General features: G+C 39.5%; 18 protein-coding genes. 1 reads left to right on the top strand and 17 read right to left on the bottom strand.

Features of this window, described 5'->3' with window-relative positions:
• Nucleotides 1-24: 24 nt before the first annotated feature.
• The 14 genes from ccsA to H9649_RS00265 form a co-directional block, all read right to left on the bottom strand.
• Nucleotides 25-855 carry a cytochrome c biogenesis protein CcsA gene (gene ccsA, locus H9649_RS00330; protein WP_191692656.1) on the bottom strand — a complete coding sequence of 277 codons (831 nt, stop codon included), beginning with the start codon at nucleotides 853-855 and terminating at the stop codon, nucleotides 25-27.
• A 74-nt stretch (nucleotides 856-929) separates the two neighbouring features.
• Nucleotides 930-2,270 (bottom strand): glutamyl-tRNA reductase, encoded by a 1,341-nt coding sequence (hemA, locus tag H9649_RS00325; protein ID WP_191692655.1) that lies wholly within the window; start codon nucleotides 2,268-2,270, stop codon nucleotides 930-932.
• Nucleotides 2,271-2,465: 195 nt separating this feature from the next.
• On the bottom strand, nucleotides 2,466-3,047 hold the full coding sequence (yihA, locus tag H9649_RS00320) for a ribosome biogenesis GTP-binding protein YihA/YsxC (RefSeq protein ID WP_191692654.1): 582 nt from the start codon (nucleotides 3,045-3,047) through the stop codon (nucleotides 2,466-2,468).
• Entirely contained in the window at nucleotides 3,044-5,368 is a 2,325-nt protein-coding gene (gene lon / locus H9649_RS00315) for an endopeptidase La (protein WP_191692653.1), read from the bottom strand. Before lon ends, yihA begins: the two co-directional genes overlap by 4 nt.
• Before the next feature lie 128 nt (nucleotides 5,369-5,496).
• The gene (gene clpX, locus H9649_RS00310; RefSeq protein WP_191692652.1) at nucleotides 5,497-6,759 is read right to left on the bottom strand and encodes an ATP-dependent protease ATP-binding subunit ClpX; all 1,263 of its coding nucleotides are present in this window, start codon (nucleotides 6,757-6,759) and stop codon (nucleotides 5,497-5,499) included.
• A gap of 148 nt (nucleotides 6,760-6,907) precedes the next feature.
• Entirely contained in the window at nucleotides 6,908-8,194 is a 1,287-nt protein-coding gene (gene tig, locus H9649_RS00305) for a trigger factor (protein WP_191692651.1), read from the bottom strand.
• Between the two features lie 114 nt (nucleotides 8,195-8,308).
• A complete protein-coding gene (locus H9649_RS00300; protein WP_191692650.1) occupies nucleotides 8,309-9,289 on the bottom strand; it encodes a tetratricopeptide repeat protein in 981 nt (326 codons plus the stop codon).
• Nucleotides 9,290-9,418: 129 nt separating this feature from the next.
• On the bottom strand, nucleotides 9,419-10,000 hold the full coding sequence (locus H9649_RS00295; RefSeq protein WP_191692649.1) for a hypothetical protein: 582 nt from the start codon (nucleotides 9,998-10,000) through the stop codon (nucleotides 9,419-9,421).
• A 192-nt stretch (nucleotides 10,001-10,192) separates the two neighbouring features.
• Complete coding sequence (locus tag H9649_RS00290; RefSeq protein WP_191692648.1) at nucleotides 10,193-11,671, bottom strand: multicopper oxidase family protein; 1,479 nt, start codon at nucleotides 11,669-11,671, stop codon at nucleotides 10,193-10,195.
• A 156-nt stretch (nucleotides 11,672-11,827) separates the two neighbouring features.
• Nucleotides 11,828-12,538, bottom strand: a complete 711-nt coding sequence (locus H9649_RS00285) for a cytochrome c biogenesis CcdA family protein (RefSeq protein ID WP_191692647.1) — start codon at nucleotides 12,536-12,538, stop codon at nucleotides 11,828-11,830.
• Between the two features lie 57 nt (nucleotides 12,539-12,595).
• Nucleotides 12,596-13,330 carry an urease accessory protein UreH domain-containing protein gene (locus H9649_RS00280; RefSeq protein ID WP_191692646.1) on the bottom strand — a complete coding sequence of 245 codons (735 nt, stop codon included), beginning with the start codon at nucleotides 13,328-13,330 and terminating at the stop codon, nucleotides 12,596-12,598.
• A gap of 22 nt (nucleotides 13,331-13,352) precedes the next feature.
• On the bottom strand, nucleotides 13,353-14,273 hold the full coding sequence (locus tag H9649_RS00275) for a F510_1955 family glycosylhydrolase (protein ID WP_225229589.1): 921 nt from the start codon (nucleotides 14,271-14,273) through the stop codon (nucleotides 13,353-13,355).
• Between the two features lie 13 nt (nucleotides 14,274-14,286).
• Nucleotides 14,287-14,964 (bottom strand): response regulator transcription factor, encoded by a 678-nt coding sequence (locus tag H9649_RS00270; RefSeq protein ID WP_191692645.1) that lies wholly within the window; start codon nucleotides 14,962-14,964, stop codon nucleotides 14,287-14,289.
• 16 nt (nucleotides 14,965-14,980) lie between these two features.
• A complete protein-coding gene (locus tag H9649_RS00265) occupies nucleotides 14,981-16,336 on the bottom strand; it encodes a HAMP domain-containing sensor histidine kinase (RefSeq protein WP_191692644.1) in 1,356 nt (451 codons plus the stop codon).
• Nucleotides 16,337-16,530: 194 nt separating this feature from the next.
• Between H9649_RS00265 and resA the strand changes: the two genes are divergently transcribed.
• The gene (gene resA / locus H9649_RS00260) at nucleotides 16,531-17,067 is read left to right on the top strand and encodes a thiol-disulfide oxidoreductase ResA (RefSeq protein WP_191692643.1); all 537 of its coding nucleotides are present in this window, start codon (nucleotides 16,531-16,533) and stop codon (nucleotides 17,065-17,067) included.
• Between the two features lie 239 nt (nucleotides 17,068-17,306).
• On the opposite strand, the gene H9649_RS00255 is transcribed toward resA, so the two are convergent.
• From H9649_RS00255 to preA, 3 genes are read right to left on the bottom strand one after another with little or no spacing between them, the layout of a single operon-like run.
• A complete protein-coding gene (locus tag H9649_RS00255; RefSeq protein ID WP_191692642.1) occupies nucleotides 17,307-17,513 on the bottom strand; it encodes a hypothetical protein in 207 nt (68 codons plus the stop codon).
• 2 nt (nucleotides 17,514-17,515) lie between these two features.
• Nucleotides 17,516-18,988 carry an NCS1 family transporter gene (locus H9649_RS00250; protein WP_191692641.1) on the bottom strand — a complete coding sequence of 491 codons (1,473 nt, stop codon included), beginning with the start codon at nucleotides 18,986-18,988 and terminating at the stop codon, nucleotides 17,516-17,518.
• A gap of 53 nt (nucleotides 18,989-19,041) precedes the next feature.
• The gene (preA, locus tag H9649_RS00245; protein WP_191692640.1) at nucleotides 19,042-20,304 is read right to left on the bottom strand and encodes an NAD-dependent dihydropyrimidine dehydrogenase subunit PreA; all 1,263 of its coding nucleotides are present in this window, start codon (nucleotides 20,302-20,304) and stop codon (nucleotides 19,042-19,044) included.
• Between the last annotated feature and the right edge of the window lie 6 nt (nucleotides 20,305-20,310).

The raw sequence follows: 20,310 nt of genomic DNA, 5'->3' as shown, positions 1-20,310 counted from the left end.
CCTTTCTTAATACGAATGTGTTCGTTATATCCAGAAATGGAATTGCGATAATTTACTTCCGAGGAAGAAGTTTATGATGACAAAAAGAAAAGCGATGATGTTCGCCCAAGCAAAATCGTTCGCTGTCAGTTTACCTCTTCTTTGTAAAAACAATACTAAACTATAAATGATGATTAAAAAGAAAGAACCGATAATTTTCACATCAGTGAACATCCACTCATCGAGAGCGACCATTGCCCATTGCGTTCCAAGGACAAGACTGATGAATAAAACTGGAATTCCTGTATAGATAGATGCTTTCATCCCAATGAGTGAAAGTTGCAGTGAAGGTAGTCGGCCAAATTGTTGTGACCATTTTTTTCTTTTTAATAAACTATAAACGAGCAAGTAAAGAATTGCGAAAACGGCTGCCATTGAAAATGCCGCATAGGAAAATATCGCAAACGTAATATGAATGAACAATAATTCCGAAATAAGCGATTCTCCAATTGGTGAATGCGCGATTTGATAAGGAGCAAATGTATAGATTGTCATGAAGACGAAGCCGATGACGTTTAAAAAGAACACCGCAAATCCGACTTTCGTGAACAATTGAAGAATCATAGACAGCGTAATGAGCAGCCACGTGTAGAAATAGATCCCTTCGTAAAGTGAAAGGATCGGCAATCTCTGTGTTTCCATCAATTGCGCGACGATTGAGCCGCTCTGCATCATATAAACGACCATTAAAATCCAGAATGCACTACGGTGAGCAATCTTGTTTTTATTTAAATAATCGATAAAATAAAATACAATGCTCACCGCATAAAGGACGACAATCACTTCGTGAAATCTCGCCAATGTAATTTCAGCCATGATGCATCCTCTGCCTTTCACATGAAGAATATGCACATTGAAAAGATATTTTCTTTAAGCCTGGCCATTGTAGCTTAATAAGACAGATCCGACTGCGAATACGTTGTAGAAGTCTGCGGAGTTTCTGTTATCGGTTTCACCTTGCTAATTGGCTCTTCTAAACCGAAAATGGTTTTGAACAATGCCAATTTCTCGCTTGCCTGATCGTCCATCGCAAGCTCTTTCGCCTGCAAAATCGGATCTTTCAGCAACTGGTTCACAATCGATTTTGTATGTTTGTTCAACAGCTTCTTTTCACGAGCAGTAAGATTTGGCATCTTATTTTCGATACTTTCCATCGTTTCACTTTGAATAAGGGACGCTTTTTCGCGTAATGCGGAAATGAGCGGAACGACACCAAGCGTCGCAATCCATTCCTTGAACAAAACGATTTCCTCTTCAATCATCAAACCGATTTCATCCGCAGCTCGCTTTCTTTCCGCTAAATTCGCTTCGACAATACCTTGTAAGTCATCGATATCATATAAGAACACGTTCGGCAAATCACCGATACGAGGATCAAGATCACGTGGAACCGCGATATCGACCATGAATATAGGCTTGCCCTTACGAAGCTTTTCAACAAATTGCATCATTTCTAAGTCAATGACAAAGTCCGTTGCGCCTGTTGAGCTAATTAAAATGTCCGCCTCAAGCAATGAGCATTGCAGTTCTTGCATCGGTTTCGCAATGCCTCCGAACTGAGCAGCCATCTCTTCTGCTTTAGAAAGCGTCCGATTAATAACAGTCACTTTTTTTGCCCCGCTGCCATGCAAGTTTTTAATCGCTAATTCGCCCATTTTCCCGGCTCCAAGTATAGCTATATGTTTATGGTTCAATGAACCGAAGATTTTCTTACCAAGTTCAACTGCTGCATAGGAAACGGATACCGCATTTTCTGCGATTGCTGTTTCAGAATGCGCACGTTTCGCGAGTGTAATGGCTTTTTTGAATAGTTCATTGAAAACCGTTCCGGTTGTACCGATTTCTTGTGCTTTTAGGAAGCTGTCACGTACCTGACCTAGTATTTGTGTTTCGCCAAGCACCATTGAATCGATCCCGGCTGCAACTTTCATAAGATGTTCAATTGCACCGTCATTTTCGTAGATAAGTAAGTGAGGAGACAGATCCTCTAGATCCATTTTGAACCAGTCGGCTAAAAAGCGTTTGACGTAGTAGCGTCCTGTATGGATTTGGTCTGCCACTGCGTATATTTCAGTACGATTACATGTTGATATGATAATGTTCTCCAATATGCTTTTCTCTTTTTGGAGTTGTTGCATGGCTATTGGCAAGTCATTTTCCACAAAAGAGAGTTTTTCTCTAATTTCTACTGGAGCCGTCCGGTAGTTTACACCTACCACGATTGTATGCATTGGGTGTTCACACCTCTCCCGTTCTTTTAACAATGTAATTATAACATAATTGTTTGTGTTATTCGGTATTTATTGTGACTAACTATTGAACCATCAAGGGTTTGTTGGATGTTTTTGGAATTATTATAAAGTATATTATCCAAACAAAATCCGGAAGAGCGTTTGCTTCATCCGGATTCGTGTAGGAACATTTTATCACATTCTGCTTTCGATTTCTCTCCAGGCTTCTTCCATTCCCATTCCTTTTTCTGAAGAGAAGAGGATGATTGGGTCTCCTGCTCTTAGGTGCAATGTGTCTTTGACGATTTTTTTATGTTTTTCCCATTTGCCTTTAGGGATTTTATCGGCTTTTGTAGCGATGATGATTGTCGGAATGTCATAATCTCCAAGGAAGTCGTACATAATACAGTCGTCTACGCTTGGTGGGTGACGGAGGTCGACGATTTGGATAACCGCTCGCAATTGTTCGCGATCTGTTAAATACATCTCGATCATCCCGCCCCATTTTCCTCGTTCTGATTTGGAGACTTTAGCGTAGCCGTAACCAGGTACGTCTACGAAAAACAGTTGTTCTTCGATTTTATAGAAGTTCAATGTTTGGGTTTTACCTGGCTTTGAAGATGTTCTTGCTAGGCTTTTACGGCCGATCATTTTATTGATGAATGACGATTTCCCTACATTTGAACGTCCTGCTAGTGCAAATTCCGGAAATCCGTTATCTGGGTATTGTTCAGGTCTTACTGCGCTCATGATCATTTCTACATTGTTTACTTTCATTCGGGAGCCTCCTCTAATGCGATTGCTAATACTTCTTCAGCATCCGAAACAAGCTTGAATGTCAGCTCACTACGTACACTTTCAGGTATATCTTCTATATCTCTTTCGTTCGCTTTTGGTAAGATGATTGTTGTCAGTCCAGCGCGATGTGCACTTAGGGACTTTTCTTTCACGCCGCCAATCGGAAGTACTCTACCGCGTAGCGTAATTTCCCCCGTCATGCCGATTTCGCGCTTAATAGGGCGTTGTGTCAATGAAGAGACGAGCGCAGTTGCGATCGTCACTCCAGCGGAAGGTCCATCTTTCGGTACAGCACCTTCAGGGACGTGTATATGGATGTCGTTCGATTCATAAAAGTGAGGATCGATATTGAACTGTACCGCTTTAGAACGCACATACGATAAAGCTGTTTGGGCAGACTCTTTCATGACATCTCCCAGTTTACCGGTCAAAATGAGTTTGCCCTTGCCTGGAGAGAGTGATACTTCGATTTGTAACGTATCCCCACCGACAGTTGTATAGGCGAGTCCTGTTGCCACGCCAATCTGATTCTTTTCTTCAGCTTGCCCATAACTATGTTTACGTTTGCCTAACAAGACTTCTAACGTTTTCGCACTCACTGTAATGCTCTTTTTTTCGCCTGTTACGATTTGCTTGGCAGCTCTTCTACAAATCCTCGCAATTTCACGCTCTAATCCACGTACACCCGCTTCACGTGTATAGTATCTCACTATATTCATAATCGCTTCGTCGTTGAAACGAACTTGGGATTTTGTTAATCCGTGTTCTTTCAATTGTTTCGGGATAAGATGGTTTTTAGCGATTGCACGCTTTTCCATTTCCGTATAACCGGGAATTGAAATGATTTCCATCCGATCTCGCAAGGGTCCAGGGATCGCGCCGAGATCATTGGATGTTGCAATGAACAAAACATCCGATAAGTCATAAGGCTCTTCGATGTAATGATCGCTGAACGAGTGGTTTTGTTCAGGATCGAGTACTTCAAGCATCGCTGATGATGGGTCGCCTCTGAAATCATTGGACATCTTATCGATTTCATCCAATAAGAATACAGGGTTTATCTTCCCCGCTTTCTTCATCGCTTGAATAATCCGACCAGGCATCGCGCCGACGTATGTCCTACGATGACCACGTATTTCAGATTCATCACGCACGCCGCCAAGTGAGATTCTGACGAATTTACGGCCTAATGATTCTGCAATAGACCTCGCCAGCGACGTTTTTCCTACGCCAGGTGGTCCATCCAAACAAAGAATTGGACCGCGAAGTGAATTCGTCATTTGACGTACAGCTAAGTATTCAAGAATACGCTCTTTAACAGTTTCCAAACCCTCGTGATCACGATTAAGGATTTCCTCAGATCGGGTGATATCGAGCTGATCCTTTGATGCATCCGACCACGGAAGGGATACTAGCCAGTCAATATAGTTCCGGATTACTCCGCTTTCCGCAGATGCAGAGTGTGCTTTCTCATAACGATCAAGCTCCCTATATGCCGCTTCTTTTACATTTGGCGGCATACCGGATTCCTCGATTTTTTCAGTCAACTCGACGACTTCTATGTTCTTACCGTCTTTGTCTCCTAGCTCCTTTTGAATCGCCTTCATTTGCTCGCGTAAATAAAATTCTTTTTGCGTCCGTTCCATCGCTTCTTTCACACGCAAATTGATTTTGCGTTCAAGTTCGAGAATTGCTTGCTCATCATGTAGTTTATTAATAAGAAATTCCAGACGCTCTTTAATATTTATCATTTCAAGGATTTCTTGTTTCGCTGCTAGTTTTAATGGCAAATGCGATGCAATTGTATCCGCCAACCTGCCAGGTTCCTCGATAGTCGAAATGGAATCGAATGTTTCCTGTGATACTTTCGCTGAATAACCCATGTATTTTTCGAAATAGGAAAGCAGTGTCCGCATTAAAGCGATGCTATCCATATCTGCTTCATCATCTTCAACAAATGCTTTAACATCTACAACAGGATAGAGGTCAGCTTCTTCATAATTGGACCACAATCCTCTGCTAATTCCTTCGATAGCCAAACGATATGTACCATTGTTTAACTTTGTTAGTGATTTAACATGTGCCAACAAACCAATTTCGTATAAATCTTCCGCTTCAGGATGTTCCACGCTAGTATCCTTTTGTGAAGCTAGCATGATGAGATTGCCATTTGCTATTGCATGCTCAATTGCGAAGATCGATCGTTCTCGTCCAACATCTATATGTAAGGCCATTTTAGGATAAACAAGAATACCGCGCAATGGCAATAAGGGTACGTTCAATTTCTTATGTTTTGACATGCTGAAGTCACCTCCAAAAGTTCGTATGTTATGTATGTGCTAAATAGTAAATCTTATAAGGTGGAAAAAGCCGACAACCGACGAGCGATTAAATCGCATCACCGGAGTCAGCTTCATTCCTCCAATTCTCAAGCCGTCTTCTCTGGATCGAGATTGAATTCAGTGCCGTCTTCCTTATAAAGAATCGGACTGGATTTTTTCAGCACGGAATCTTTTGTAATGACGCACTCAGTAACTTCATCGAGTGAAGGAAGTTCGTACATAATATCCAACATAATGTTTTCAATGATGGATCGCAATCCACGTGCCCCAGTTTTACGGACGATCGCTTCTTTAGCAATTTCAATAAGTGCTTCTTCTTCAAAACGAAGTGCCACACCATCTAGCTCGACCATCTTTTGGTACTGCTTGACGATTGCGTTTTTCGGAACTGTTAAAATCTGTAACAACGTATCTTCACTAAGTTGCTCCAAAGTCGCAATTACTGGAAGACGTCCGATGAATTCAGGGATTAAACCGAAACGCTGTAAATCTTCAGGAATGAGTTTTGAAAGTAAAGATGTTTCTTCTTCAGCTTTCTCGATTTCAGTACCGAAACCAATCACTTTCTGACCTGTACGGCGTTTAATGATCTCTTCCATGCCATCGAATGCACCACCAACGATGAACAAAATGTTCGTTGTGTCGATTTGAAGGAATTCCTGGTGAGGATGTTTACGTCCGCCTTGAGGTGGAACGCTTGCGACTGTACCTTCAAGAATCTTAAGCAATGCTTGTTGTACACCTTCACCGGATACATCACGAGTGATTGATGCATTTTCAGATTTACGTGCTACTTTATCAATTTCATCAATATAAATAATGCCTTTTTCAGCGCGCTCAATATCAAAATCAGCCGCCTGGATAAGTTTCAAAAGAATGTTCTCGACGTCTTCTCCGACATAACCTGCTTCTGTCAATGAAGTTGCATCAGCAATTGCGAAAGGAACGTCTAGAATACGCGCCAACGTTTGAGCCAAAAGTGTTTTACCGCTACCAGTAGGACCGATAAGAACAATATTCGACTTCGCAATTTCAACATCATCGACTTTACTGTTTGTATTGATACGCTTGTAGTGGTTGTAAACAGCTACTGCTAATGACTTTTTAGCTCTGTCTTGACCAATAATATATTCATCGAGGATGCCTTGGATTTCGCGTGGTTTCGGAACGTCCTTCAGTTCGAAGTTCTCTTCAAGCCCAACTTCCTCCTCAACGATTTCCGCACATAATTCAACACATTCATCACAAATATAAACACCTTGACCAGCGACAAGCTTTCTCACCTGATCTTGTGTTTTCCCACAGAAAGAACAACTTAAATTATCTTTTTCATCATTGAATTTAAACATCAAGCTCACCCCTATCAAGTCCCAATATTACAAGATTACTCCGTTATAATCAACTAATTAGAACTTAGCATCTTTTTTGAAAGGCTTATTTTCCCCTATTAAAAACAAGGTACGGATAAGCCGTACCTTGTATTATACATACTATTACTTATTCAGCAATTTTTGCGTTCTCAACAAGGAATTCTACCGTCTTGTTGAAGCGCAAGTCATTTTCAAGAACTTTCGTTCCGCCCAATGTCTGTTTAATCTGCTCGATTTCCATGCCGAATTGCTCGGACATTTTTTCAAGTTCGGTGTTAATATCCGCTTCTTCAACTTTAATATCTTCAGCAGCGCCGATTGCTTCAAGTGTCAAGGAAACACGCACACGGTTAGTAGCGTCGTCTTTCATTTGGTCACGTAACGTTTTTTCGTCTTGACCTGAGAATTGGAAGTATAGATCCAAGTTCATGCCTTGCATTTGAAGACGTTGGCCAAACTCTTCCATCATACGGTCGACTTCAGCATCGATCATCACTTCTGGGATGTCTACTTCAGCGTTTCTTGCAGCAGCTTCTACTAAGTCGTCGCGAAGTGCTGTTTCAGAAGCTGATTTCTTCTCTTCAAGCGTTTTTTCCTTCAACTTTGTACGAAGTGCTTCAAGGCTTTCGACTTCTTCGTCGATTTCTTTAGCTAATTCATCATCTAGTTCAGGAATTTCTTTTGACTTGATTTCGTTAATTTTCACTTTGAATACTGCTGGCTTACCAGCAAGTTCAGCTGCATGGTATTCTTCTGGGAAAGTAAGTTCTACGTCTTTCTCTTCGCCAGTTTTAAGACCTATAACTTGTTCTTCGAATCCAGGGATGAATGAACCTGAACCCACTTCAAGGTCGTATCCTTCAGCTTTTCCGCCTTCAAATGCTTCACCATCAGTGAATCCTTCAAAGTCGAGGTTAACAGTGTCGCCGTTTTCAACAGCGCCGTCTTCTTTAATGACCATTTCAGCCAATGAAGCTTGACGCTCTTTCAACTGCTCATCGATCTCCTCATCTGTCACTTCAGTTTCCTGACGTGTCACTTCAAGACCTTTGTATTCGCCTAGTTTCACTTCTGGCTTCAACGTAAGATGCGCTTTGAATACTAACGCCTTACCTTGTTCCATTTCGTCGATTTCGATATCTGGTTGAGCAATCGGTTCAACACCAGACTCATCAAGCGCGTTGCTATAAGCTTCAGGTAGGATGATATCAAGTGCATCATTGTAAAGAGCTTCTACTCCATACATTTTTTCGAACATCTTGCGTGGCATCTTTCCTTTACGGAATCCTGGTGCCTGAACTTTCTTTACTACTTTTTTGAATGCTTCATCAATTGCAGCGTTCACTTTCTCTGCTGGCACTTCGATTGTAAGTGTCCCTTTATTACCTTCTTGTTTTTCCCAATTAACTGACATTATAAAAACCCTCCGAATCATTTATGACAAGTATATTTTCTCATGTAAAATACGTCATTTACAACCATTATAGTATATCACAGTCTTACGATCTTTCAACAGATTTCCTACTTCTCAATAATCTGTGTGCTCGTCAACGGAACGAATGATCGAATTTAAAGCATTTTCCATCATCGGTTCTCCTGAAAACATGCTTTCTATATGATGCATATAAGCATCCGAAATCTCTTCGACGGAGTAGCCTTCCCATTTAAACGGGTATGCTATGACATCATACCGTTGTATCGCGTCAATCGCCATCTGCAATCTGCTTGGATCTTTCTCGTATAGGTCGGTTACCCGTTCTATTACGGCAGCCGTTACAGATCCGTTACCTGGCAATTCAAGCTCAGAAGGGATGAAATCCTTCTCAACTCCGAACTTTCTAACGGTAACTTCTTCTCTATATCCTGCACCACAAAGTATGACAAGTGCATATGTAATTACAATAGAAGAGACTTCCTCGTCTCCTGCAATCGCAACAAGAAAATCTAGTATCTCTTTTTCTAAAGAACCTTGTTCATATGTAGCAAGTAACGCATGTTGTTTCTCAGTAGTCCACGTTTTAAATTCTTCTATAGAGATAACGGAGTGACTAGTAACTTCCTCTACAACCGAATCAATATACATATTGGAAAGTCTTGCATTCAAATCACGTAAATAATGAAACTTCTTCGTCATTTCAGGAGTGACCACTTCTTCATCAAGCAAAGCTTCGATTGTCATTTCGACCTCTTCGTAATGTTGCAATTGAATACTGATCGCCAAGTATAACTCCATTGCATCCAGATAATCTGTGGCTCCGCTATGAAGTAATTTTGTAGCGACTTCTTTCGCTTTATCGAAATCTTTTGTTTCATATAATGCGACTGCGTACGGTGCCAGTATTCGCATATTTTCGGAGTCGAAATGATAAGCCTGACCGAATGCCTCAACCGCTTTTTCATAATCAACATCCTCGATCGCATCTAATCCGCTTTCGATCAATCCATCTAAAGCACCTGGGAACACAACGACATTATCTTTCTTTAACAGTCTCCCGTACCTATGCCGCACACGACTCACCTCTTTCATTCGTTTCACTATACCATATAGGTTTTTCCAATAGGAAATGATTTATGCAGTTGTTTAGTAATAATGTAATGGAAGTTTCGTTTACCTTCTCGTTTACAATAAAAACAACATTTATTTGTTCCCTTGTTCATTATGATGTTCTTTTTGTATTTTGTTTGTCGGTATAGCTTTAAATGTGTCGGCTGCCGAATGTCCGCCAAGTAAAAGAATACTAGTTAAAATCAGTATCCCTACCGGTTTAATAAACCAGAGCCCTCCGGAGGCTATTGAGCTTTTGGACGTTTTAAAGATCAATATAAAATAGATCGTGCAAATTGAGAAGAATAAAAAAAGTTGTATCAGAATGACGGAATCCTCAACACGAGTCATCTCCCCCAACATAGCGCCCATCATTCCGGCCATCATTCCAGCCATTACCCCTTCTAATACTGATATCATTCCAAACCACATCCCGCATAGTGCCCCGGCAATCACACCGACGAGTATTGAATAGATTGTAGATAGAAATAAATCTCCTTTAAAAGTGGCTCCAAATAGTATTCCAGCAGTTATTCCTATATTCATTGCAAAAAACATGGTAATAGTCATGCCTTGCATCTTTTTTAAAGCTTTTCCATACGTCGTGTTCAATAGGATGACTATGCAAATCAGTAAACCAATGATTCCCAAGATAAACATTTGATAAATACCCAATGACTATACTCCCTTCTATTTCAATAGATGAAAATTCGCAAACATCTATACCTTATAAGGGTATGTCGGGAGATTATTTAACATGTGTGATTCCAAATGGGTCGATGGTCGTTTTATATATTTTTTTGAAGATATATTGTTCACACTAAAAACAGCAATAACACAAAAACGAGGATGCTAGTAACTACTCTGTTATTCCACTTTTATCTGCCCCATCATGCCGTTATCTTCATGCTCAAGAATGTGACAATGGAACATATACACACCTTTATTTTTAAATTGTACTGCTATTTTGACTTTCTCGTCTGGTTTAACGGAAATGCTATCTTTCCAACCTCGTTCATTCTCGGGCGGTGCATTACCATCCCTAGAAATAATCTTAAATTGTGTTCCGTGGATATGGAATGGATGAATCATTCCCCCCATCATGTCGGGCTTGTTATAGATTTCCCAAATTTCCGTAACTCCTTGCTGCTGAGTAAAATCGATTCGATTAGGATCAAATTTCTTTCCGTTTATCGTAACCATGTCCATCATTCCAAAAAGCTCGACTTTCTTTGAAACTGGTAATGACATTTCTTCTTCTGTTAATGAAAAATCATTCATTTGTGTTGGAATCCCACTCTCTACTCCACGGTCATTTGAAATTTCAAATGGTAAAAGAACTGAATCCTCTTCGTCGATTAGCGCTACGTCATCTATTGTACTTAGATGCGCAAAATCAATAATAATTTCAGCTCTTTCGGAAGGTGTCAATGTTAGCTCCTTTAAGGGAACGGGTTTATTTAAGAGACCACCATCTGTAGCAACTTGGACAAACGAATCCCCACTATTCAATTTAAATGTAAAGTTTCTTGCGTTAGAACCGTTAAGTAAACGAAGACGCACTTTTTCTTTATTCACTGTTAACTTAGGATTTACAGTACCATTTATCAATAATGTATCACCGATCGTGCCGTCTTCATTCATCGTAGCTTTGTAATCTAATTGCTTTTCGCTAGTAAAATTTCGATCTTGAAATATCACAGGAATATCATTTTCCCCATATATATTTGGCAATGTGTGATTTCTTGAATTTGCATCTTCTATATAAAGTAATCCTGCAAGACCATTATAAACTTGTTCAGACGTTTTCCCTTCAGGGTGTGGATGAAACCATAAAGTAGACGCTTCTTGAGTCACTTTAAATTCGATAATTTTCTCTTCTCCAGGTTTCACAGTAGAGTGAGGACCCCCATCTGCATCTCCCGCTATTTCAAGTCCATGCCAATGAAATGTAGTTTCTTCATCCAACTCGTTTATCGTTCTAATTTTAACTTTATCCCCCTTTTCTAAACGGAGCATCGGCCCTAAAAAAGCACCATTATAGCCTAGAGTATTAGTCTCGATGCCATTAAAAATCTCGGTTTTCCCTTTTTGAGCTTTTACCGTATAAGTAACCCCTTCCTCAGTATCCCGAGGTAATTCAAGAGGGATTTTCAATTCATTTTCACCTGTTGAATGAGTTAATTTTAAAGCCTCATCGTGACTCATGTGACCTTCCATCATGCCCGACATGTTGGGATCTTTTAAACCATGGTCCATCATTTCATGTGATTGTGAACTATTACTGCAGCCACTAATTACTACTAAAACAATTGCTATCCCAACAAACTTCAATTTTATTTGCATTCATTATTTCTCCTTCCTATTCTTAAATTTCTACTGTAGTGTAACAAAAACATATGAAATAATTATGCATGACTGGATATTTTTTAGCATGAAGAAATTAAAAAAGCCCACAGCGATGTGGGCAATACTTCTAAATCCAAATTTCAACTAATCAAATCAAAAGCCCATGAAATCTCCAAAAAACGGACTTAACCAAATGATAATATAGGTCATGCCATCGAAGAATAACAACACTCCTATAGCTATCATAATAATTCCGCCAACTTTTGTAATTACGCGATTGTGTTTTTTAATCCAAGAAAGTCGCGTAATAAAGAGCGATAAAATGAAAAACGGAATTGCGAAGCCAAGTACATACGCCCCCATATACCAAACACCTAGTCCTGGATTTTGTGAAGCCATCATGAACACTGCACCAGTAATTGGTCCTGTACATGGCGTCCACCCAGCAGCAAATGCGAGTCCGATAAGAAATGTCCCTAAATAACCAGTAGGTCGATTTTTAAATTGTAATCGCTTTTCTTGCATCAAAACTTTCGGGGTGAAAACACCAAGTATCATCAAACCGAAGACTACAATGAAAATTGAACCCACCTGGCGCAATACGTCTTGATAGTGAAAAAAGTATTTCCCGAGGAATGAGGAGCTGTATCCAAGAAAAATGAAAATGATTGAAAAACCAACTAAGAATAGAATAGTGTGTATAATACCACTTTTTCTTAATCGTTTGTTATGTGATTTAAGTTCATCGATCGACATACCAGTTATATAAGATATAAAGGCTGGATATAAAGGAAGAGCACAAGGAGAAACGAAATTTAATAGTCCAGCACCAAAAGCTAGAAATAAGTTCAAATCAGCAAACAACTAGTATTACCTCTCTTCACATTTAGTTAATTAATGAACTTCTAATCCTCCAAAACACTATATACCCCAAAAAGCTATTGTATCTGCAATACCTATAATGATAAGTACTACGCCAGCCACACGTTGCACGATCCTACCGACTTTCATACTTGTTTTCATAATGATCCTTTTAGCATCAAATAGCCAAATGAAAGCAAACAGAGTAATGAGCGGCAACGAGGTCACAATCCCGAAAACTGCCGGCAAAACAAAACCATATGAAGTGGAAACTACCAGTGGCATCAGCCATAAAAAAAACAGGACAAACATCGTTGGGCAGAAGGCTATAGAAAAACTAGCCCCCAACATGAAAGAACCTGATTTTCCATTCCTAAGTTTCAAAGGAATGTAATCGGTGAGCTTTGTTAGAAAGTGCAACTTAGCAATACCTAGCATTACAAGTCCGGTTATAATAATAAGGGGGCCAATCATTTGTCGGAAAATCGGGAAAAAACTTGTCATAGCTAACTCGAATGAATCACCTACTATCCAAACAAGGAACCCAATTAAACTAAATACAAACACTTTGCCGAAAATGAAGGCAAAGATTTCGCTCATATTATTTTTCATTTGAATTGCTCGATTTCCATACAGCGTAATTGCACTTATATTCCCTGTAAGCTGGCATGGGGCTACTGCACCGATTAAACCTAAGAGCATTGCAACAATAAGCGGATATTGTTGAAACGAATTGATTAGAATGGTCACTGGTTCAGTTATTAATTGGCTGACCTTAGACATCCACCCATACATGTACAATGCACCTTCCGTTTCACTATTTTTTTAACGTTCCTTTTTCAGCTAACATACTCCAATTTGCGCCTTCATCTTTCGTCAAATAAATATCATTGGTATGCGTTGCAATAACAATCTCTTTTTCATTATCAGGATTGACTGCTATAAAACTAATAGGACTCATTTGCTTATGTGGTAGTCGTATTTCCTTTTCTTGGCCGTCATCAAAATTAAAAGATTTTAGTTCAACATTTTCATTGGCATAACTTGAATACATTCCTCCGTTTTCAGTCATGAATACATATAGAACTGCTTTCGAATCATTCAAGAGTTCAAAGTTTTCACCCGAATCATTCGAAAGGAATATTCCATCTTTACTACCTATAGCAAGCATCTCTTTTTTAGATGGGTGAGCAGATAAATTAGATACAAAATCAGAATTAAAGCCATTCATCGGTACAGTATTCCAACTAATTCCTTCATCTAATGTATAATGTAGACCTCCCGATAACTCGTTAGTCGGTGTCTCATTTAATACATAAATTACGTTCGACTCATACCCCGCTGCCAAGTAGTGAAAATCAATTTCACCGTAGAATGCTAATTTTTCAAAACTTCCTCCACGGTCAGTACTCATTATTAGTCCAAGTGGATTTTTTAAATCCGATCCTTCTTCAGGATGTCCGCTTGAATAAAAACCTTTACGGACCGCTTGAAATCCCATGTAATCATGCTTTTCACTATTTGCTTCTTTCCATTGATCATTCCCATATTCGTATAAACCATCATGAGTTGACAAAGCAATCTTTGGCCCACCATTTATGTAGCCTAAACCATGTATATGTTCAAATTTGTTGTTCTTTACAGCTTCAAAAGAATACGATGTGCTTTCTTTACTGCAAGCTACCATCAATGCAACAATTGAAATGAGTCCAGCTACTATCTTAAATTTCTTCATCATTATAAACCTCCATTCAGTTCCATTTATATCCAATTCCCCAAACTGTCTTAATGAATTCTTCTGTAGGAAATTGCGCTGTTTTCAGTTTATCTCTTAAGTTTCGTATGTGAGAATCTATAGTTCGCATATCCGTGTAGGTGTCATAATCCCATGCAGCTTCTAGCAATTCTTCTCTAGTAAAAGTCTTTTTAGGACGGGTCATCAACGCCTCAATTATATAGAATTCCTTTAACGTAAGCTGCGCCAACTCCTCTTTAAATTGTAATGAATAGGTTTCTCTATCCAGCGTGAAATCACCTTGCACTATCACACTCAATTCTTTCTCCACATTCGGTAATCGTCGCAAAACTGCATTAATCCTTGCAACTAGCTCACGCTCGTCAAAAGGTTTGGTTAAATAATCGTCAGCTCCTATTTCTAACCCCTTTACCAAATCAAATTTATCGGATCTAGCTGTCAACATAATGACTGGAACTTCAGAGAACTTTCGTAGTTTCTCACAAACTTCCCACCCATCCATACCGGGCATCATGATGTCTAATAGAACCAGATCTACTTGTTCCTTAGTCAAGATTTCCAGTGCCTTTATCCCACTCTTCGCTTTTATACATTTAAATTCTTGAGGAATTAAAAACAATTCAATAAGATTGAGCATTCTTTCCTCGTCATCGACTAGTAAAATCGTACGCATTAAAACTCCACCCTCGCTATATCTTCACAATAAATGTACTTCCTTTTCCTACGTCACTAAGTACTTCGATACTTCCGCCGTGCGCATCAATTAATTCCTTTACGACAGCGAGACCAATTCCCGACCCTCCATATGCGCGTGATCGGGATTTCTCTACTCGGTATAGCTTTTCAAAGATCAACTCAATATCCTCCTTTGATATGCCAATACCTTCATCTGTAATCTTAATAACTGTTGTTTCTTCTTTCTTAAATGCTTCCAAAGTGACAGTTGAATGTTCATTTGAATATTTTAATGCATTATCTAATAGATTCAATATCACTTGTTCTAAGCGTAATGAATCGGCGTAGATTTGTAATTCACTATCATAGGTAAAGTCTAGTCGAATATTTTTTAAATTGAACGAAGGCTTTACGAGTTGGAAAATATTCTCTAAAAATGGACGCGCAGAATAGTTCTCTTTAGTTACCGTGTACGTATTTTCATCCAATTTGGCTAAGTCTAATAAATTTTTCACAAGTTCTTTCATTCGATTGGACTCTTCTATTATTATTTCAAGATAATGTGTACGTTCCTGTTCATTAAGACCTTGTCGCATCGCAACTTTTGAATAGCCAATTAGATATGTTAGTGGCGTACTCAACTCATGAGCAATAGATGCTAAAAATTCATTTCGTTCTGCTTTCAGTCTTTCCAAATCATCTGCAAGCTTCTGAATGGAACCGGATAATTCGCCAAGCTCATCCTTCCCAATGAACGGAAGACTTACATCGAAATCTCCTTTACTCAATTTTTCAGTAGCTTCTTTCATCCGAATTAAAGGCCGTGTAAGGAACTTTGAAAGTATTGCGTAGATGAGAAATATAACAACAACACTTGTAATACCAGCCATACCAAAATGCATGTTCAATTTTGCAACCAATTGTTCAACTGCTTTTGTGCTTTGAAACATAATTACATAGCCTGCTTGTTGTGCATTAACTTTATATGGGTGAATACTGATGATATAAGGGGAATCCTTCCAATCAGAAACAACTATTTCATCCTTTAAAGTCTTTTCTATTCTTGGTACGTATTTTGTTAGCTCATTAATATTCTCGACAGAACTTTCGATAATGTCACCTTGGGGATCAGTTATAAGTACTTCTCGTTCCCCGTCCGTCTCCATTAAAACGATATGCTTCATTGTTGTATCAGAATAATATTCGGTTAAAACATCCCGATGATTAGATCCGGTCGCTATCAACCTCGAGAATTCTTCGTCAATTCTAGAGTGAATAATATTTTGGTGAAGATATAGCATCAATGTAGTTTCCATAATTAATACAGAAATAAAAAAATAGGACGTTAACTTAGTGGAAATTCTGTTCACAATACTTTGTCCTCCCTTACGTTTTTAGTATAAAGAAAAGATGTGAAAAAATTATGCACAACAGTGTCTTACCGTTATCCAATGATGACAGCTTTGTGAATGCATAATTTTTTGATATTCATTTAGTATAGTTGAGCTTCATAAGCATGTCCTAAATATTTTAACAATAAAGCAATGGGAGGTAAGGATAAAAATTGAACAACAAAAAAAGGAAGCGATTAATTATCAGGTCAATTGTGTTACTCGCGTTAGCAGGTGCTATTGTTTTTACAATATATAGCGGATTGACAAGAGAGACACAAAACATCCTGAAAGTAGGTGATGATGCACCAGATTTCAAGTTAACCGATTTAAATGGAAATAGTCATCAACTTTCTGATTATAAGGGGCAAGGTGTATTTTTAAACTTTTGGGGGACATGGTGTGCTCCATGTAAAAAAGAGATGCCGGCAATGGGAAGACAATATGAGGTTTATAAAAATCAAGGAGTTCAAATCTTAGCTGTCAACATTTCCGAGTCCGATTTAAAAGTTCGAAGCTTCGCTGACCAATACGGAATGGTTTTTCCTACGTTAATTGATAAAACGAAAAGTGTCATGCAAGCTTATAATGTGAAACCACTGCCTACCACTTTACTCATTGATCCTGAAGGGAAAATCGCGAAAATCATTACGGGTGAAATGAGTGAAAAAGACATTCAAGAATATATGGAAAGCATTAAACCGAATTAATTTGAACCAAATCGGCACTTTAATGGGTGCAGAAATACTTTTTGCCACTATACACTATACAAATTCAAACTAATTGAAGTCGGGAGTTATACCATAACATTATTATTACAAAACAAATTAGTCCGACGCATAGACGGTTTCTTTATAGTACGTGATTACCAAACAAAAAAGCGAAAACTCTATTCTAATAAGAAACAGAATAGAGTTTTCCTATCTTCCTATTAAATTGATGTATCTTCCTAAAACATCGATTGTTCGAGAAGCTTTGCTGCAAAATATTTGCGAGCTTCGGCTGTTAAAATCTGCAAACTAACTACTTCTTCAAGCCGTTTAAATTCGACAAACATCCCACTTAGATTCTCATTCACAGAATGGACTTGAAAACCTTTGTCTAAATAGGCATCCACTTGTTTCATTTCGTCCAGACTCAATAGATACTCAGACATAGTCAAACCCCACTTTCCAATATACCCCTTTTTACTTCAATCTCCTGTTCAACGATATCGTCCCAATCATGACCTACAGTTATACCTAAATACTCGGCATCACTTGGATTCACAAGCTCGGCTTGCGGGTACTTTTTAAACCACCAATATTTCGCCAAACCATAATAAACAATGGCTCCCGCGAAAAATCCGACTAATGCAGAATATGTCGGGAACATATTTGCTAAAGCTCCACCAATTATCCAAGCGATTAGCCCAGCTAAGTTAAAGCCGTTCATATACTTATATTGACCGTCTAGCTCGTAGAGATCTTTTACATTCACCCTACGCTTACGAATTAAGTAATAATCCGCAAAGAGGATTCCAACAATTGCCGTTAAAATGCCTCCTATAATTAGTAGCGCACTCACTAAGACACCGAACAAACTCCACGGTTGCGCTAGTATCCCGATAATTCCCGCAATAATAACAGCTGCCCAGAACGGCACTTTCGGCCCGCCGATGTTCGAGAAAATCGTTGCTGCAGGAACTACGTTCGCAGATGTGTTTGTTGACCATTGCGCCAACACAATCATAAGCAATAAAATTCCTAGCACAATTCCACTGGCACTTTCTTGCAATGCATTGATCGGATCAGCAGAAGCGACCGCCATATATGCAACTGCACCGATTGTTACGATAAATGTATTTGTAATCGGCATGACGATTAACGAGCCGACTAACTGTGTTTTATTGCGCTTGAACCAATTGCGTTCGTTTTTTGGCGCTTTAAAAAATCGGGATAGTGTCGGCATATCAGCAGCTAACGTTGCCCAGAAACCCATATTCGCCATCATGACGACCATGAATGCTGTAAAAGCTGCGATACCTGTCGTCGGAGACTCTACCCACGTCCAAACATCTTTCCCTTGAGAAGTCGCATTTCCAGCAAGTGCAATGTACATCCAAATCGCTATTAAAATAATAACAGGCGCTGCAAAATCCGCAAAACGCTCAATGGATTTAATGCCAAGAGATGTATTAAATAACTGTAATGCTGCAAAAATGATGAAACAAATAAACCAATTATTAAAGCCGAATAATAAATTCAAAATCCCATTAATGGCCATTGCACCAAAATAAGTGTTAAGTCCAAACCAACAAGCTGCTGTCACTCCTCGCACGAGCGATGGTATATGCGTGCCGAATGTTCCAAAAGGTGCACGCATATAAACCGGGAAGGATAGACCGTGCTCGACACCGATATCGCCTATCAACGTCATAAGTATACCGATTAAAATGGAGCCTAGTAATGTAGCTAAAATGACCATCGGCAATGATAAACTCATAATAGCTGCGCCGCCAATTGCAAAGGCGGCTAAGACGATCGCCATACCAATCCAAATTACCGCAAAACCAAATGTTCCAACGCTTCTTTTTTGATGTGTAACTGGAAGTAAATCTGGTGACTTTAAATAATTCCCACCATTCGCCATACATGTCTCTCCCCTATTGTAGATTTCCAGTGTATGCACATACATTTACCTTGTTAACGTGAAAAATTGCTAATAAGTGATTGTCTTTCGTTCCATGTCATTGGTGGAATCGTCGACCTTCTTTCAACCATTGAAATCGCACCGTCTACTGGACACACGATTGCGCATAAATTACAGCCAACGCAATCCACTTCACGCACTTTCAGCATCGGTCGACCACTCTCTGTGTACATGTCAATACATTGATGTGACGTATCTTCACACGCAATATGGCACTTATTACAGTTAATACAAACATCGTTATTAATCTCAGCAACAATGTTATAGTTTAAATCCAAGTCACCCCAGTTAGAGTAACGTTGAACTGATTGACCGACTAAATCCATGACAGAAGCAATCCCTTTGTCATCCAAATAATTATTAAGACCATCAATCATGTCTTCGACAATGCTAAATCCGTGATGCATTGCCGCTGTACAAACTTGCACACCTGTCGCACCCATGAGCATGAACTCCGCAGCGTCTTGCCAATTTGAAATGCCACCGATTCCTGAAATCGGTACATTTACGAAACGATTTCGTGCACATTCAGCGACCATGTTTAGCGCAATCGGTTTGACCGCCGGACCACAATAGCCACCATGCGCCCCTTTTCCACCAACATGAGGCACAGTGTTCCAAGAGTCCAGATCGACACCTGCTAAACTATTAATCGTATTGATCATACTGATCGCATCTGCCCCGCCACGTACTGCCGCTTCCGCTGTCATCGTTATATCCGTAATGTTCGGTGTAAGCTTGACGATGACTGGTGTACGTGCAACTTCTTTCACCCAGTGCGTTTGTCGTTCCACCAATTCAGGCACTTGACCGGAGGCAGACCCCATTCCTCGTTCCGCCATTCCGTGCGGACAACCAAAATTCAGCTCTAGCCCATCCACTCCGACAGCTTCAACTTTTTTCACAATCTCGTGCCACTTTTCCTGCTTTGGCTCTACCATTAAAGAAGCGATAATTGCATGATTAGGAAACCGTTTCTTCGTTTCAAGAATTTCTTGTAAATTAACTTCTAATGGTCGATCCGTAATGAGCTCAATATTATTAAAGCCCGCTACTCGCTGGCCGTTAAAACTAACAGCGGCAAAGCGCGAAGAAACATTCAAAATCGGTTCGCCCAGCGTCTTCCAAACAGCCCCGCCCCATCCTGCTTCAAAGGCGCGTTGCACTTGATAGCCTGAATTAGTCGGTGGTGCTGACGCTAACCAAAATGGATTCGGTGATTTGATCCCCGCTAAATCAATTCGTAAGTCTGCCATTTTACA

It is taken from the genome of Sporosarcina quadrami, from assembly GCF_014836615.1.
Classification (GTDB): domain Bacteria; phylum Bacillota; class Bacilli; order Bacillales_A; family Planococcaceae; genus Sporosarcina; species Sporosarcina quadrami.
Note: the sequence above shows the minus strand (reverse complement) of the source record. Positions and strands in the feature narration are given on the sequence as shown.